Consider the following 14,497-nt stretch of genomic DNA (forward strand, 5'->3'; position numbering starts at 1 on the left):
ACAAGCACAACGAGGAAGCATCTTCATGGAATTCACCGTCCCCCTGGTCCTGCTGGTCATCGCGGTCATCGTCATCAGCCAGTCCATCAAGTTCGTGCCGCAGCAGAACGCCTGGGTGCGCGAACGGCTGGGCAAGTACCACAACACGATGACGCCCGGCCCCAACTTCTTGATCCCCTTCATCGACAAGGTGGCCTACAAGCACAGCCTCAAGGAGATCCCGCTGGATGTGCCGAGCCAGATCTGCATCACGCGCGACAACACGCAGTTGCAGGTCGACGGCATCCTCTACTTCCAGGTCACCGACCCGATGCGCGCGAGCTACGGCTCGTCGAACTACATCGTGGCCGTCACGCAACTGGCGCAGACATCGCTGCGCAGCGTGATCGGCAAGCTCGAGCTCGACAAGACCTTCGAGGAGCGCGACATCATCAACGCGCAAGTGGTGGCCGCCATCGACGAGGCGGCGCTGAACTGGGGCGTGAAGGTGCTGCGCTACGAGATCAAGGACCTGACGCCGCCGAAAGAGATCCTTCAGGCGATGCAGCGCCAGATCACGGCCGAGCGCGAGAAGCGCGCGCTGATCGCCGCGTCCGAAGGCCGCCGCCAGGAGCAGATCAACATCGCCACCGGCGAGCGCGAGGCCTTCATCGCGCGGTCGGAGGGTGAGAAACAGGCCCAGATCAACAACGCCCAGGGCGAGGCCGCTGCCATCACGGCGGTGGCGGAGGCCACTGCCGGCGCCATTGAACGCGTGGCTGCCGCCATCCGCCAGCCCGGCGGCGAACAGGCCGTGCAGCTCAAGGTCGCCGAGCGCGCCGTGGATGCCTACGGCAAAGTCGCAGCCGACGCGACCACCACGCTGATCGTCCCCAGCAACATGAACGAAACCGCGGCGCTCATCGCTTCGGCGATGCGCATGGTGCAGGCCGGAAAGACGTCGACAGCCGCCTGAGAGGGCTCGATCCCCGCTGCTACAATCGCGGGCTTCGGAGCGGTGGATGAGTGGTTTAAGTCGCACGCCTGGAAAGCGTGTGAGGGTTAATAGCCCTCCGCGGGTTCGAATCCCGCCTGCTCCGCCACTCGATTTCAGGAAGCCCGCGAAAGCGGGCTTTTTGCTGAGCGGTCGTTAGGTTTCAATCGCCCAAGTGGCATCGTTCTCGTGCGAATTTTCCTACACGACAGCGGGCGGCTTGGGCGGCATCGAGAATGCTGCACCGCGTTAGGCTTTCGGCTTCATAGGCAAGAAAGCGCATGACGCTCCCGACCTTCCTTGTTGAAGACAACAAGACGATCCGCGACAACCTGATTCCTGCACTCGAGGACCTGGTCGGCGCCCGCATTGTCGGTTGTGCCGAGGGCGAGAACGAGGCGGCCCTGTGGCTGGCCTCGCACGCCGGCGACTGGCAGCTGGTGGTGGTGGATGTGTTCCTCAAGCAAGGCTCCGGCTTGGGCGTCCTGAGGACCTGCAAGCAGCGCAGTGCAAAGCAGCGCGCAGTGGTCCTGAGCAACTACGTGAACCCCGACATCCGCGCGCGATGCGAGGCGCTGGGCGCCGACGCCGTTTTCGACAAGTCGCGGGAGCTCGAAGCCTTCTTCGACTACTGCAACGACACCAGCCGGAACGCCACGTAAAAAAGGGCCCCGAGGGGGCCCTTACTCTGGATGCAGGCGGCGTTGCTTCAGCTCGCGCCACGCACCACCGCGATCTGCGTGCGTGCGCCACCCTTGTAGGTGTAGATCGTCAGTGCGCCATTCTTGATGTCGCCCTTCTCGTCGAAAGCGATCGGGCCGGTCACGCCCTTGTACTGGATCTTGCCGAGTTCCGGCAGGTACTTTTCGGGATCGGAAGAACCGGCCTTCACCATGGCCTCGGCCAGCACGTTGACCGCGTCGTAGACGTACGGCGCATAGATTTGCACGTCGACACCGTTCTTGGCCTTGAACTTGGTCTTGAAGTCTTCCAGCGGCTGCTTGAAGTCGCCTTCGACACCGCCGGCTTCGGCGCACACCACCATGTCTTCACCGATCGCATCGCCGGCCAGCTTGGCCAGTTCGCCGGTGCACAGGCCGTCGCCGCCCATGAACTTGACGTTCATGCCGAGTTGCTTGACCTGCTTGAGCATCGGGCCGCCCACGGCATCCATGCCGCCGAAGAACAGCACGTCCGGCTTGGCGCCCTTGAGCTTGGTCAGGATGGCGTTGAAATCAGTCGACTTGTCGGTGGTGAACTCGTGGCCGACGATCGTGCCGCCCGCGGCCTTGACCGCTTTCTCGAATTCCTCGGCGACGCCCTGGCCATAGGCCGTGCGGTCGTCGATCACGGCGATGTTCTTGCCTTTCAGCGTATCGACCGCGTACTTGCCCAGCGTGCCGCCGAGCTGCGTGTCGTCAGCCACCACGCGGAAGGTGGTCTTGAAGCCTTGGCGGGTGTACTTGGGGTTGGTGGCCGAAGGCGAAACTTGCGGGATGCCGGCGTCGCTGTAGAGCTTGGAAGCCGGAATGGTGGTGCCCGAATTCAGGTGGCCGACGATGCCGTTGACCTTGCTGTCGACCAGCTTCTGCGCGACCGCGGTGCCTTGCTTCGGATCGGCCGCGTCGTCTTCGGCGAGCAGCTCGAACTTGGCAACCTTGTCACCGATCTTGAGGCCCTTGGCATTCAGGTCCTCGATGGCCATGCGCGCGCCGAGCTCGTTGTCCTTGCCGAGGTGCGCGATGGCGCCGCTGGTCGGGCCGACGTGACCGATCTTGACCACCAATGCATCGGCCGGAGGAGCCGCAGGTGCAGGCGCTGCCGCGGTCGGTGCCGGCGCAGGGGCCGGCGCCGCTGCTTCTTCCTTCTTGCCGCAAGCTACGAGCGTGAGTGCCGCGAGCGCGACTGCAGACCATTTCAATTGCATGAGGAACCTCCAGGTATTGGTGGATAAGAACACTAGATATACGGCCTTTGATCCGAGCATGAACCCTCAGCAAGTTTCACGCCGCAGACCCTCAGCGCCTTGCGCCTTCGACCTGGCGCGCAGTGTAGCCCAAGGATCAGGGGCGAAAGGGTGGCGTAGACCCTGGGTTGTCGGACAGTTCCTGGGCCAGGGCCTGGCTCACCAGCTCGCGCAGGACCGCCTCGATTTCCTCGCGCAGGCGCGGGATCATGTTGTCGAGTTGTTGCTGAACGGCAGCTGACACCGTGTCGCTCAGGCGCTCCTCGAGCGAGAGGTCGACCCGCTGCAGCACGCGATGCAGCAGATGCTCCTCGACGCGGAAGGCATCGGCTTCCAGAAGCAGGGCCTTCGGATCGTTCGCGACCGCCTGCGAAGCGTCCGCGGCGACAGCCGGCTCGGGGGCCGGCATGCTCGCGGGGACCGCGTCGGCCGGAACCTCCAGCACGGTGGTGAGCGTCGGCACGAAGCGTGGCGGGGTGCGGCCGGACATCAGGCAGCGCTCCCCGCGAAGTCGTGGCGCTGGATGGCGTAGCCGCGGTCGGCGTAGTGCCGCCAGCGAAGGCGGCCGGCCTGGCGGTCGGCATCGTCGGCGCTCACGATGTCGATCAGCCGGTTGAAGCGTTCGAAGCCACCCGGTATCGCGTGACCGAGGTTCACCAGCACTTCGCGATGCGGCAACCGCGCATCGCCGCTTTCTGCCAGCACCACCGGCGAGCGCGCGACCGTGTGCGGCTCGCCATCGCAGCGGCAGTGGGCGATGAACTCCGCGGGCGCAAAGGTCCAGAGCGCGAGGTCGACGGCTTCCAGCATCGGCGCGTCGCCGACCACCACCACGCGCGCCCCGCGCACGCCGACCGCCTTGCGCAGCAAGCGGCAGGCGTAGTTCACCTTGTCCGGCGTGTTGAAGTGGAAGTCGATTTCGGTCATGGCCGTTGCCGGTGCGTTCGGTGCGTTACCGGGCCTTGGCGGGTTTGCGGGCCTTGGGGGGCGGCACCGGCTGGGCGCCGCCTTGGCGAGCCCGCTCCAGCAGATACGACAGCAGCAGGCCGACGGGCCTCCCAGTCGCGCCCTTGGCAGCCCCGCTCTTCCACGCCGTGCCCGCGATGTCCAGGTGCGCCCAGGGAAAGTCGCCCGCGAAGCGCTGCAAGAACTTGGCCGCGGTGACTGCGCCGCCGGCGCGGCCCGCGACGTTCGCCACGTCGGCGAAATTGGTCTTGAGGCCCTCGGCGTAGTCCTCGTCCAGCGGCATCCGCCAGCAGCGGTCCTGTGAAGCCTCGCCGGCCGCGAGCAGCGCGTCGGCCAGCGCGTCGTCGCTGGAAAAGAGGCCGCTGCGCACACCGCCCAGCGCTACCACGCAGGCGCCGGTCAGCGTGGCGATATCGACCACCACCGCGGGATTGAAGCGTCTGGCGTAGGTCAGCGCGTCGCACAGGATCAGGCGCCCCTCTGCATCGGTATTGAGGATCTCGATGGTCTGCCCGCTCATGCTGGTGACCACGTCGCCGGGCTTGATCGCGCGGCCGTCGTTCATGTTCTCGCAGGTCGGGATCAGGCCTACGACGTTGATCGGGGGACGGATGTCGCCGAGCGCGCGGAACACGCCCAGCACGCTGGCGGCGCCGCACATGTCGAACTTCATCTCGTCCATCTCGGCCGCCGGCTTGAGCGAGACGCCACCGGTGTCGAAGGTGATGCCCTTGCCCACCAGCACCACGGGCGCGTCGCCCTTGGAGGCACCCTGATAGCGCAGCACGATGAATCGCAGCGGCTCGGCCGAACCTTGTGCCACCGCACTGAACGCGCCCATGCCAAGCTTCTGGACTTCCTTGGGCCCCAGCACCTCGCACTTCAGGTGCGGCAGTTCTGCGAGTTCCTGCGCCGCATCGGCCAGCATCGAGGGGGTGCAGTAGTTGCCGGGCCGGTTGGCCCATTCCTTGGCCAGCTCGATGCCCGCGACCGTGGCCACCGCCTCGTCGAAGGTCCCGCGCAGTGCTGCCGAATCGGGCACGCCGAAGCTCAGCTGCCGAATCGAGCGCGGCTCGGGCTTGGACTTGGTGGCGGTGTAGACATAGCTCGCATCGGCCGACGCGATCACCGCGCTGCGCAGCCCCGCCGCGTCGGCGCCCTGGGCGAAAACGATCGCCACTCGCTTGGGGTCTGCCGCCTTGACCGCGGCAATGGCGGCCAGAACGCCGGTGCGCACCGAGGCAGGCTTGCCGTCCCCCACCGACGCCAGCAGCACGCGCGGCGCCGCCACGCCCGGCGGGCGGTACAAGGCCAGCAGCTTGCCCGCCTTGTCGCCCAGGTCGCCGGCCTTCTGGGCATCGGCCACGAGCGCGGCGATCACATCCTTGTTGGGAGAGGTTCCAGCTGCGGCGAGCACGATCAGCGCATCGCATTTCTCATTGGCAGCCTGGGTGGTGGAGAGGGTCTTGAGTTGAAAGTCCATAATCCTTTTTTTCCCTCGACGATGTTATTCCATTCCTCCATACGCAAGGAGCTGTCGCGCAGCTTCGGGGCCACGCTGGTCGTGCTGATCACCATCGTGATGACCATGATGCTGATCCGCACGCTCGGCCTGGCAGCCCGGGGCAGTGTGAATCCCTCCGAGGTCTTCCTGGTGATGACCTATACGGTCCTCGGCTACATGCCCACGATCCTGAGCCTCAGCCTGTTCGTCTCCATCGTAGGCACGCTGTCGCGCATGTACCGCGACAGCGAAATGGTGATCTGGTTTTCCAGCGGCCGAGGCCTTGCCGATTTCCTGCCACCGCTGTTCCGCTTCGCCTGGCCGATCCTGCTGCTGATCGCCGTGTTCGCGCTGGTCGGCTGGCCCTGGGCCAACTCCCAGACGCAGGGCATGCGCGACCAGTACCAGCGCCGCAGCGACATCGAACGCGTGGCGCCCGGCGAATTCCGCGAGTCGGCCGGACGCCTGCGGGTCTTCTTCATCGACAAGGACGCGCCGGACAGCTCGACGGCCAGCAACGTGTTCATCTCTTCGATCGAGCGCAATCTGCAGATCATCACCTCTGCGCAGAGCGGCCGCATCGAGAGCATCGGCGATTCGCGCTACCTGATGCTGAGGAACGGTCAGCGGCTGGAACGGCCGCTCCTGCCCGGTGAGCTCAAGATCAGCGAGTTCCGCAGTTACGGCGCCAAGGTCGGAAGCGACATCGACCCCTCCAACGGCGCCGCGCCCGTGCGTGCCAAGACGACCCTGAACCTGATGCGCGAGCCCGGCGCGGCCAACAACGGCGAACTGGCCTGGCGCATCGGCATGGTGCTCGCGGCGATCAACTTCGTGCTGCTCGCGCTGACCGTGTCGAGCGCGAATCCAAGGGTGGGCCGCAGCGGCAACCTGCTGTTCGCCCTGTGCGCCTTCGTGCTCTATTACAACCTGCTCAATCTCGGACAGAACTGGGTCAGCATGGGCCGCTACGGCATGGCTGGCTTCATGCTGGCGCTGCATGGCGGCGCGTTGGCACTCGCCCTGCTCTGGCTCGCCAAGCGCCATTTCAACTGGAGCTGGCGTCCGTTACCCGCCCGCGGCCGGTCGACGGCCAATTCCGACACGTGAAAACCATTCGCCGACTGATCTACATCGAGGTGCTGAAGGCAGTCGCCTTCGTCACCTTGGGGTTCCTGAGCCTGTTTTTCTTCTTCGACTTCGTCGACGAGCTGCAGTCCATCGGCCAGCCCGGCACGCTGGGCTACGGCGCAGCGCAGGCGCTGATGTACGTCGCCCTGCTGATTCCGAGCCATCTGTACGAGCTGCTGCCGATCGCGGTGCTGATCGGCACCATCTTTGTGATGGCTCGGCTGGCGCAGAGTTCGGAGTACACGATCCTGCGCACCAGCGGCCTCGGACCCTGGCGGGCGCTGCGCACACTGCTCGTGCTGGGACTCGGCTTCGTGTTCCTGACTTTCGCGGTCGGCGACTATGTCTCACCGGCTTCGGACCGCACTGCCCAGTTGCTGAAGTCGCGCTACCAGGGCACCTATTCGATGGTGGGCTACACCGGCGCGTGGCTCAGGGAAAAGCAGGGCGACAAGTCCTATGCCGTGAACGTGGCCTCGATTTCGCGCAACGGCACGCTGAAAGACCTGCGCATCTTCGAGTTCGGCGCGAAGGGCCTGCTGGTCTCGCACACCTCCGCTTCGCAGGCGCACATCTCCAACGGCGTGTGGACGCTGATCGGCGTCGAGCAGCAGCAATACGACACGGGCAATGCCGACAAGGTCCGCGTCACCACCACCAAAACGCCGGTCGTGAATTGGCCGACTTCATTGACGAACGAAATGGTATCGGTGGCACTGCTTCGGCCGGACCGCATGCGCACCATCGACCTGTTCGAATACATCCAGCACCTCGATGCCAACGGCCAGACCGCCCAGCGCTATGAGATCGAGTTCTGGCGCAAGGTCTTCTACCCGCTGTCCTGCCTGGTCATGGTGGTGCTCGCCCTGCCCTTCGCGTACCTGCATTTCCGCCAGGCCGGGATCACGGCGTACGTGTTCGGCGGCGTGATGATCGGCATCAGTTTCTTCCTGTTGAACAACGTGTTCGGCTATCTCGGCAACCTGAGCAACTGGTGGCCCTGGATCACCGCTGCGGCCCCCGGTCTGATCTATTCGGTCATGTCACTCGCGGCCTTTACCTGGCTGGTGCTGCGGCGCTAGCAACGCGTATGCAGAAGAACGATCTGGGCATCGTGCTGCTCGCGCACGGCTCGCGCGATGTCCGGTGGCGCGCGCCGGTGGAAGCCGTTGCGCGGCGGGTCGCCGATCTCGACCCGGCGGTGCAGGTGCGTTGTGCTTACCTCGAGCTGTCGCAACCCGACCTGCAGACGGCCACGGCCGAGTTGGTGGCGAGCGGCGCGCGCGCGGTGCGCGTGATGCCGCTCTTCCTCGGCATGGGCAAGCATCTGCGCGAAGATCTGCCGGGCCTGCTCGATCAGTTGCGCGCATCGCACCCCCAGGTGCCGGTCGAACTGGCGGCCGCCGTCGGCGAGGAGCCCGAAGTACTCGATCTGATCGCCCGGCTCGCTCTCAAGTCCTGAAACCTTCAGTGATTTCGATAGACAAGGAAGGCATAATAAATCCGGAAATAAGACGGAATTTGTTATGAATCTTCATCAGTTCAGGTTTGTGCAGGAGGCGGTGCGCCGCAACCTCAACCTGACCGAGGCGGCCAAGGCCTTGCACACCTCACAGCCGGGCGTTTCCAAGGCAATCATCGAACTCGAGGAAGAACTGGGCGTGGAGATCTTCGCGCGCCACGGCAAGCGCCTGAAACGCGTGACCGAGCCCGGCCAGCACGTGCTCGCAAGCATCGAGCTCATCATGCGCGAGGTGGGCAACCTCAAGCGCATCGGTGAGCAGTTCAGCGCGCAGGACAGCGGCACCCTGTCGATCGCCACCACCCACACGCAGGCCCGCTACGTGCTGCCGGTCCCGGTGGCCAGGCTGCGCGAGGCCTACCCCAAGGTCAACGTGAGCCTGCACCAGGGCTCCCCCGACCAGGTGGCGCGGATGGTGATCGACGAGATCGCCGAGGTCGGCATCGCGACCGAGTCGCTGGCAGACTACGCCGAGCTCGTGACCCTGCCCTGCTACGAGTGGCAGCACGTGCTGGTGCTGCCCAAGACCCACCCGCTGGCGGACAAGGAGCGCATCCATCTGGAGGACCTCGCGGCCGAGCCCATCATCACCTACCACCCCTCCTTTACCGGGCGCACGCGCATCGACCATGCCTTCGCCCAGAAGAAGCTCGCGCCGCGCATCGCGCTGGAGGCCATCGACTCCGACGTGATCAAGACCTACGTGCGCCTCGGCCTGGGCGTCGGCATCGTCGCCGAGATGGCGGTGCGCGACGACTCCAATGCCGACCTCGTCGTGCGGCCGATGGGTCATGTGTTCGGCACCAACATCGCCCGCGTGGCCTTCAAGCGCAGCGCCTACCTGCGCAACTTTGTCTTCAAATTTGCCGAGCTGCTCTCGGACCGGCTCGACCGCAACCTGATCGCCAAGGCATTGGCCGGTCATAACCAGGACTATGAGCTATGAGCGAAGCATGGCCGCCCCAAGTGGCGAAAGCTCCCTCGGGGGGCAGCGAGTACACGAAGTTTCGAGCATGGAGGCCAGTGTGAGCGATTCGATTGCCCGCACCCCGAATGTGCAGACCAAGCTGCCAAGCGTCGGGACCACCATCTTCACCGTGATGTCGGCGTTGGCTGCCGAAAAGAACGCCGTCAACCTCGGCCAGGGCTTTCCGGATTTCGACTGCGACCCCAAGCTGCTGGACGCGGTGACCGCCGCCATGGCGGCCGGCCACAACCAGTACCCGCCGATGCCCGGCATCCTGCCGCTGCGCGAGGCCATCGCCGCAAAGATCCACACGCTCTATGGCCACCGCTACGACCCGGTCAGCGAGATCACCATCACCGCCGGCGCCACGCAGGCCATCATCACTGCTGTTCTCTGCGTGGTGCGCGCCGGCGACGAGGTGATCGTGCTCGAGCCCTGCTACGACAGCTACGCGCCGAATATCGAGCTGGCCGGAGGCACGGTGGTGCGGGTGCCGCTCACCCCCGGCAGCTTCCGTCCCGACTTCGACAGGATCGCGGCCGCGCTCACGTCGCGCACGCGCGCGATCGTTGTCAACACACCGCACAACCCGAGCGCAACCGTGTGGACCCAAGCCGAGATGCGCCGGCTCGAGGAGCTCCTCGCGCCTACCGACGTGCTGGTGATCAGCGACGAGGTCTACGAGCACATGGTCTACGCAGGCGCGCGACACGAGAGTGCGGCGCGCTTTCCGGGCCTGGCGGCGCGAAGCTTCATCGTGAGCAGCTTCGGCAAGACCTACCACGTGACAGGCTGGAAGGTGGGCTATGTCGCGGCGCCGGCGCCGCTCACGGCCGAATTCCGCAAGGTGCACCAGTTCAACGTGTTCACCGTCAACACGCCGATGCAGCACGCGCTTGCCAGCTACATGGCCGACCCGGCGCCCTATCTGGATCTGCCGGCCTTCTACCAGCGCAAGCGCGACCTTTTCGCAGAAGGCCTCGCGAAGACCCGATTCAAGTTGCTGCCGAGCGCCGGGACTTATTTCCAGTGCGTCGACATCCGCGAGGTCAGCGATCTGGGCGAAGCCGATTTCTGCCAATGGCTTACCCGCGAAATCGGCGTTGCCGCCATTCCGCTTTCGGCCTTCTACGCCGAGGGCTTCGACCAGCGAGTGGTGCGCTTCTGCTTCGCCAAGAAAGACGAGACGCTCAGGGCCGCCCTCGGCCGGCTGGCCCGGCTCTGACACAAATGGTAGGAGAGTCCTGACCGACGAAGGGCGCGCCTTCCGGCGGGCAAAGTCACCGCTGCCAACGACCATGGACTCCTCGGAACACAACACCAAGGAGTCATCCATGTCGCTCTCGCTGATCCTGCTGATCGTCCTGATCCTGCTGCTGGTAGGCGCTCTGCCGAGCTGGGGCTACAGCCGCAGCTGGGGCTACGGGCCGAGCGGTGGCCTGGGCCTGGTGGTGCTCGTCGTGATCGTGCTGCTCTTGATGGGGCGCATATAGAAACGAAAATGGAGCGGCGCTCGCTGGCGCCACAACAGCAAAGCCCACCCTCGGTGGGCTTTTTTTTCGCCACGACTCCGATCCTCAGCCCTGAAGCTGCGCCCACAGTTTGTCGAGGCGCTTGATGCTCACCGGCTGCGGCGTGCGCAGCTCCTGCGCGAAGAAGCTCACGCGCAACTCTTCGAGCAACCAACGAAACTCGTCCATGCGCTCGTCCACTGCGCCCTTGCGCTCGGCAACGAGGCGCCAGTACCTCTGCTCCTGCGGTCGCAGCTCGGCGAGCCGCTGGGCGTCCCGGGCAGGATCGGCGCGCAGCTTGTCCAGCCGCAGGCTGATGGCCTTGAGGTAGCGCGCGAAATGCGCCAGCCGCGGCCAAGGCGTCTGTGCAATGAAGCGCTTGCCGACCAGCCGCTGGAGTTGCTGCGCCGCGTCCGCCGTCGCTTCGGGCTGGTTCCTCGTTTCCTTGATCTTGCGAGCGGCCAGCGTGTATTCCGCCAGGATGACGCCTGACAGGCGGGCGATCTCGTTGGCGATCAGCGTGAGCCGCCCGCGCCCCTCCTCGACGCGGCGCAAGAAGGTGGACTCGTCGGCCGGCAGCGGCTCCTGCAAGAAGGCCCGTTCCAGCGCCACATCGACGATCTGCGCGCGCAGCTCCTCCGCCGTGCCAAGCGGCATGTAGGCCACCGCCATCTTCTGCAAGTCCGGGATGTTCTTCTCGAGGTACTTGAGCGCATCCTTGAGCTGCAACGCGACCAGGCGACGCAGGCCGGCGCGGTGCTTGGCGGCGGCCGCCGCCGGCTCGTCGAAGACCTCGATCGTCACGGCATCGCCGTCATCCACCAGGGCCGGGAAGCCGATCAACGATTGGGCTCCGCGCCGCACTTCCATCAGCTCGGGAAGCTCGCCAAAGCTCCAGCTCGTGTAGCGCTGGCCCGCAGGCAATGCCGGCGGCGCGTCCGCCTTCGGCTTGCCGCCGCTCGCGGTCTGCGTGGCCCGGCCGGCATCCGCTGCGGCAAGCGCATTCGGCGAGGCCTTCACCTGCAGCCCTGCCAGCGCCTGGAAGGCACCGCGCGCCTGCGCGCCAAGCTCCGCCTTCAGTGCGCCAAGGTTTCGGCCCATTCCCAGCTGCCTCCCGTGCTCGTCGACCACGCGCAGGTTCATGAACAGGTGCGGCGGCAACATGTCCAGCTTGAAGTCAGCGCGTTTGACGTCCAGGCCGGTCTCGTTGCGCACGCGCTTGAGCAGCGCCTCGGTGAGCGATCCCTGGCCGAAGGCCTCGGGTGCTCCCAGCGCCTCGGCCAGCCGTGCGGCTGATTCGGGCAGCGGCACCAGCCGGGCGCGCGGCTTCTGCGGCAGGCTCTTGAGCAGCGCCTGCACCTTGTCCTTGAGCATGCCCGCGACCAGCCATTCGCAGCGTTCCTCGCTCACCTGGTTCAGCACGAAGAGCGGCACGGTCACGGTCAGTCCGTCCCTCGGATCGCCGGGCTCGTGCAGATAGCTGGCCGCGCAGTCCACGCCGCCCAAGCGCAGCGTCGGCGGAAAGGACTGCGTCGTGATCCCCGCTGCCTGGTGGCGCATCAGCTCTTCGCGCGTCAGGTAGAGGAGCTTCGGTGCCGCCTTCGACGCCTGCCGGTACCAGCTCTCGAAAGCAAAGCCGCTGGCCACGTCGGGAGGCAGCTGGGCATCGTAGAAGGCGTAGATCAGCTCGTCGTCGACCAGCACGTCCTGGCGACGCGACTTGTGTTCCAGTCCTTCGACCTCGCGCACCAGCTTGCGATTGGCGGCCAGGAAGGGCAGCTTGCTTTCCCACTGGCCACCGACCAGTGCTTCGCGGATGAAGATCTCGCGCGCAGCGACCGGATCGACGCGGCTGAATTCCACACGTCGACCGCTGTAGACCACCAACCCGTAGAGGGTCGCGCGCTCCAGCGCAACGACCTGCGCGCTCTTCTTCTCCCAGTGCGGATCGAGCAACTGCTTCTTGAGAAGATGACCCGCCACCTGCTCCAGCCACGAAGGCTCGATGTTGGCAATGCCACGGCCGAAGAGGCGCGTGGTCTCCACCAGCTCTGCGCAGACGATCCAGCGGCCGGGCTTCTTCTTGAGGTGCGCACCCGGATGCCGGTGGAACTTGATCCCCCGGGCGCCGAGGTAGGCCTCCTCTTCCTCCATCTTCCAGCCCACGTTGCCGAGCAGCCCCGAGAGCATGGACAGGTGCAGCGCCTCGTAGCTCGCGGGCGTGCTGTTGATGCGCCACTTGTGCTCCGTCACCACCGTGAGCAGCTGCGAATGGATGTCGCGCCACTCGCGGACGCGGCGGACGTTGATGAAGTTCTGCCGCAACAGCTGCTCGTACTGGCGGTTGCTGAGCCTGTGGGTAGGCGTGGCGTGGGAGGGCTGGGGTGGCGGCACCCCCCCACGCGCATCGTGAATCCATTGCCACAGCCGCAGGTACCCGCTGAACTCGCTCTTCTCGTCATCGAACTTGGCGTGCGCCTGGTCCGCCTGCTGCTGCGCTTCGAGCGGGCGGTCTCGCACGTCCTGCACCGACAGCGCGCTGGCGATGACCAGCACCTCCTCGAGCGCGCCGCGCGTGCGCGCCTCCAGGATCATGCGGCCGACGCGCGGGTCCAGCGGCAACTTCGCCAGCTCCATGCCCATGGGCGTGAGCTCGTTCGCGTCGTCGACTGCGCCGAGCTCGTTGAGCAGTTGGTAGCCATCGGCGATGGCGCGCCGTTGCGGGGCCTCGAGGAAAGGAAAACGCTCCACATCGCCCAGATGAAGCGATTTCATCCGCAGGATCACGCCGGCCAGCGAGGAACGCAGGATCTCCGGGTCGGTGAAGCGCGCTCGACCTTCGAAATCCTTCTCGTCGTAGAGCCGGATGCAGATGCCGTCGGCCACCCGCCCGCAGCGGCCGGCCCGCTGGTTGGCGGCGGCCTGGCTGATCGGCTCCACCAGCAGCTGCTCGACCTTGCTGCGGAAGCTGTAGCGCTTGACCCGCGCCGTCCCGGCGTCGATGACATAGCGGATGCCGGGCACCGTCAGCGAGGTCTCGGCGACGTTGGTCGCCAGCACGATGCGCCGGCCGCTGTGGCCGTCGAAGATGCGGTCCTGCTCGGCCTGCGACAGGCGCGCGAACAGCGGCAGCACCTCGGCATTGCGCAGCAGCGGCTGGTGGCTCAGGTGCTTGCGCAGGTGGTCCGCCGCCTCGCGGATCTCGCGCTCGCCCGGAAGGAAGACCAGGATGTCGCCGCCGTCGCGCGGGTCGCGCCAGAGCTCGTCGACGCCGTCGGCGATCGCGTCATTGAGGTCGTAGTCGCGCGACTCCTCGAAGGGACGGTAGCGCTGCTCGACCGGGTACATGCGCCCCGAGACATAGATGGTCGGCGCCGGTCCCTTTGCCGACGCGAAATGCTTCGCAAAGCGCTCGGCATCGATCGTCGCCGAGGTCACGATCACCTTGAGGTCGGGCCGCCGCGGCAGGATCTCGCGCAGGTAGCCCAGCAGGAAATCGATGTTGAGCGAACGCTCGTGCGCTTCGTCGATGATCAGCGTGTCGTAGGCTTTCAGCAGCGGGTCGGTCTGCGTCTCGGCCAGCAGGATGCCGTCGGTCATCAGCTTGACCGACGCATCACGCGACAGGCGGTCCTGGAAGCGCACCTTGTAGCCGACCACCTCGCCCAGCGGCGTCTTGAGCTCTTCGGCGATGCGCTTGGCGACGGAGGAGGCCGCGATCCGCCGGGGCTGGGTGTGCCCGATCAGCCGGCCCCGCCCCGGCGGCGCGTTGAGCTTGCCGCGCCCCAGCGCCAGCGCGATCTTGGGCAGCTGGGTGGTCTTGCCGGAGCCGGTCTCGCCGCAGACGATCACCACCTGATGCGCGGCGATGGCGGCCATGATTTCGTCGCGCCGTGCCGACACCGGCAGGGACTCTGGGAATTCGATTCGGAGCGCAGTCGAGGACAAGGGCGGCAG

At 66.0% G+C, this 14,497-nt stretch carries 13 protein-coding genes and 1 tRNA gene; 9 read left to right on the top strand and 5 right to left on the bottom strand.

Annotation, left to right across the window (positions count from 1 at the left end; all coding sequences use genetic code 11):
* Positions 1-25 precede the first annotated feature (25 nt).
* From E5CHR_RS17380 to E5CHR_RS17390, 3 genes are all read left to right on the top strand, one after another.
* Positions 26-955, top strand: coding sequence for an SPFH domain-containing protein (locus E5CHR_RS17380; RefSeq protein ID WP_162581000.1), 930 nt, complete (start codon positions 26-28; stop codon positions 953-955).
* A 36-nt stretch (positions 956-991) separates the two neighbouring features.
* A tRNA-Ser gene (locus E5CHR_RS17385) sits at positions 992-1,082 on the top strand.
* A gap of 172 nt (positions 1,083-1,254) precedes the next feature.
* Complete coding sequence (locus E5CHR_RS17390) at positions 1,255-1,635, top strand: response regulator (protein ID WP_162581001.1); 381 nt, start codon at positions 1,255-1,257, stop codon at positions 1,633-1,635.
* Between the two features lie 47 nt (positions 1,636-1,682).
* Here E5CHR_RS17390 and E5CHR_RS17395 read toward each other — a convergent pair whose 3' ends face one another.
* The 4 genes from E5CHR_RS17395 to E5CHR_RS17410 form a co-directional block, all read right to left on the bottom strand.
* Positions 1,683-2,900, bottom strand: coding sequence for a branched-chain amino acid ABC transporter substrate-binding protein (locus E5CHR_RS17395; RefSeq protein ID WP_162581002.1), 1,218 nt, complete (start codon positions 2,898-2,900; stop codon positions 1,683-1,685).
* Between the two features lie 136 nt (positions 2,901-3,036).
* The gene (locus E5CHR_RS17400; RefSeq protein WP_162581003.1) at positions 3,037-3,429 is read right to left on the bottom strand and encodes a hypothetical protein; all 393 of its coding nucleotides are present in this window, start codon (positions 3,427-3,429) and stop codon (positions 3,037-3,039) included.
* On the bottom strand, positions 3,429-3,866 hold the full coding sequence (locus E5CHR_RS17405; protein ID WP_162581004.1) for a DNA polymerase III subunit chi: 438 nt from the start codon (positions 3,864-3,866) through the stop codon (positions 3,429-3,431). Before E5CHR_RS17405 ends, E5CHR_RS17400 begins: the two co-directional genes overlap by 1 nt.
* 25 nt (positions 3,867-3,891) lie before the next feature.
* On the bottom strand, positions 3,892-5,388 hold the full coding sequence (locus E5CHR_RS17410; protein WP_162581005.1) for a leucyl aminopeptidase: 1,497 nt from the start codon (positions 5,386-5,388) through the stop codon (positions 3,892-3,894).
* Positions 5,389-5,409: 21 nt separating this feature from the next.
* Here E5CHR_RS17410 and lptF point away from each other — a divergent pair, with 21 nt between their 5' ends.
* The 6 genes from lptF (at position 5,410) to E5CHR_RS17440 (ending at position 10,522) form a co-directional block, all read left to right on the top strand.
* Positions 5,410-6,519, top strand: a complete 1,110-nt coding sequence (lptF, locus tag E5CHR_RS17415) for an LPS export ABC transporter permease LptF (RefSeq protein WP_162581006.1) — start codon at positions 5,410-5,412, stop codon at positions 6,517-6,519.
* Positions 6,516-7,622 (top strand): LPS export ABC transporter permease LptG, encoded by a 1,107-nt coding sequence (gene lptG / locus E5CHR_RS17420; RefSeq protein ID WP_162581007.1) that lies wholly within the window; start codon positions 6,516-6,518, stop codon positions 7,620-7,622. The genes lptF and lptG overlap by 4 nt, the downstream gene beginning before the upstream one ends.
* A gap of 8 nt (positions 7,623-7,630) precedes the next feature.
* Positions 7,631-8,002: a sirohydrochlorin chelatase gene (locus E5CHR_RS17425; protein WP_162581008.1), complete on the top strand. Its 372-nt coding sequence runs from the start codon at positions 7,631-7,633 to the stop codon at positions 8,000-8,002.
* A 64-nt stretch (positions 8,003-8,066) separates the two neighbouring features.
* Positions 8,067-9,008 carry a CysB family HTH-type transcriptional regulator gene (locus E5CHR_RS17430; RefSeq protein WP_162581009.1) on the top strand — a complete coding sequence of 314 codons (942 nt, stop codon included), beginning with the start codon at positions 8,067-8,069 and terminating at the stop codon, positions 9,006-9,008.
* A 79-nt stretch (positions 9,009-9,087) separates the two neighbouring features.
* Positions 9,088-10,254 carry a pyridoxal phosphate-dependent aminotransferase gene (locus E5CHR_RS17435; RefSeq protein WP_443083082.1) on the top strand — a complete coding sequence of 389 codons (1,167 nt, stop codon included), beginning with the start codon at positions 9,088-9,090 and terminating at the stop codon, positions 10,252-10,254.
* Positions 10,255-10,363: 109 nt separating this feature from the next.
* Positions 10,364-10,522 (top strand): DUF3309 family protein, encoded by a 159-nt coding sequence (locus E5CHR_RS17440; protein WP_106556648.1) that lies wholly within the window; start codon positions 10,364-10,366, stop codon positions 10,520-10,522.
* Between the two features lie 84 nt (positions 10,523-10,606).
* Here E5CHR_RS17440 and hrpA read toward each other — a convergent pair whose 3' ends face one another.
* On the bottom strand, positions 10,607-14,419 hold the full coding sequence (gene hrpA / locus E5CHR_RS17445; RefSeq protein ID WP_232062097.1) for an ATP-dependent RNA helicase HrpA: 3,813 nt from the start codon (positions 14,417-14,419) through the stop codon (positions 10,607-10,609).
* Positions 14,420-14,497: the final 78 nt, after the last annotated feature.

Source organism: Variovorax sp. PBS-H4, from assembly GCF_901827205.1.
In the GTDB taxonomy this organism is placed as follows: domain Bacteria; phylum Pseudomonadota; class Gammaproteobacteria; order Burkholderiales; family Burkholderiaceae_C; genus Variovorax.

What these genes read in the sequence shown, in the direction of transcription:
- E5CHR_RS17380 (WP_162581000.1), top strand. Translation starts at nt 26, where the DNA reads ATGGAATTCACCGTCCCCCTGGTCCTGCTGGTCATCGCGGTCATCGTC.
- E5CHR_RS17390 (WP_162581001.1), top strand. Translation starts at nt 1,255, where the DNA reads ATGACGCTCCCGACCTTCCTTGTTGAAGACAACAAGACGATCCGCGAC.
- E5CHR_RS17395 (WP_162581002.1), bottom strand. Translation starts at nt 2,900, where the DNA reads ATGCAATTGAAATGGTCTGCAGTCGCGCTCGCGGCACTCACGCTCGTA.
- E5CHR_RS17400 (WP_162581003.1), bottom strand. Translation starts at nt 3,429, where the DNA reads ATGTCCGGCCGCACCCCGCCACGCTTCGTGCCGACGCTCACCACCGTG.
- E5CHR_RS17405 (WP_162581004.1), bottom strand. Translation starts at nt 3,866, where the DNA reads ATGACCGAAATCGACTTCCACTTCAACACGCCGGACAAGGTGAACTAC.
- E5CHR_RS17410 (WP_162581005.1), bottom strand. Translation starts at nt 5,388, where the DNA reads ATGGACTTTCAACTCAAGACCCTCTCCACCACCCAGGCTGCCAATGAG.
- lptF (WP_162581006.1), top strand. Translation starts at nt 5,410, where the DNA reads ATGTTATTCCATTCCTCCATACGCAAGGAGCTGTCGCGCAGCTTCGGG.
- E5CHR_RS17425 (WP_162581008.1), top strand. Translation starts at nt 7,631, where the DNA reads ATGCAGAAGAACGATCTGGGCATCGTGCTGCTCGCGCACGGCTCGCGC.
- E5CHR_RS17430 (WP_162581009.1), top strand. Translation starts at nt 8,067, where the DNA reads ATGAATCTTCATCAGTTCAGGTTTGTGCAGGAGGCGGTGCGCCGCAAC.
- E5CHR_RS17440 (WP_106556648.1), top strand. Translation starts at nt 10,364, where the DNA reads ATGTCGCTCTCGCTGATCCTGCTGATCGTCCTGATCCTGCTGCTGGTA.
- hrpA (WP_232062097.1), bottom strand. Translation starts at nt 14,419, where the DNA reads ATGGCCGCCATCGCCGCGCATCAGGTGGTGATCGTCTGCGGCGAGACC.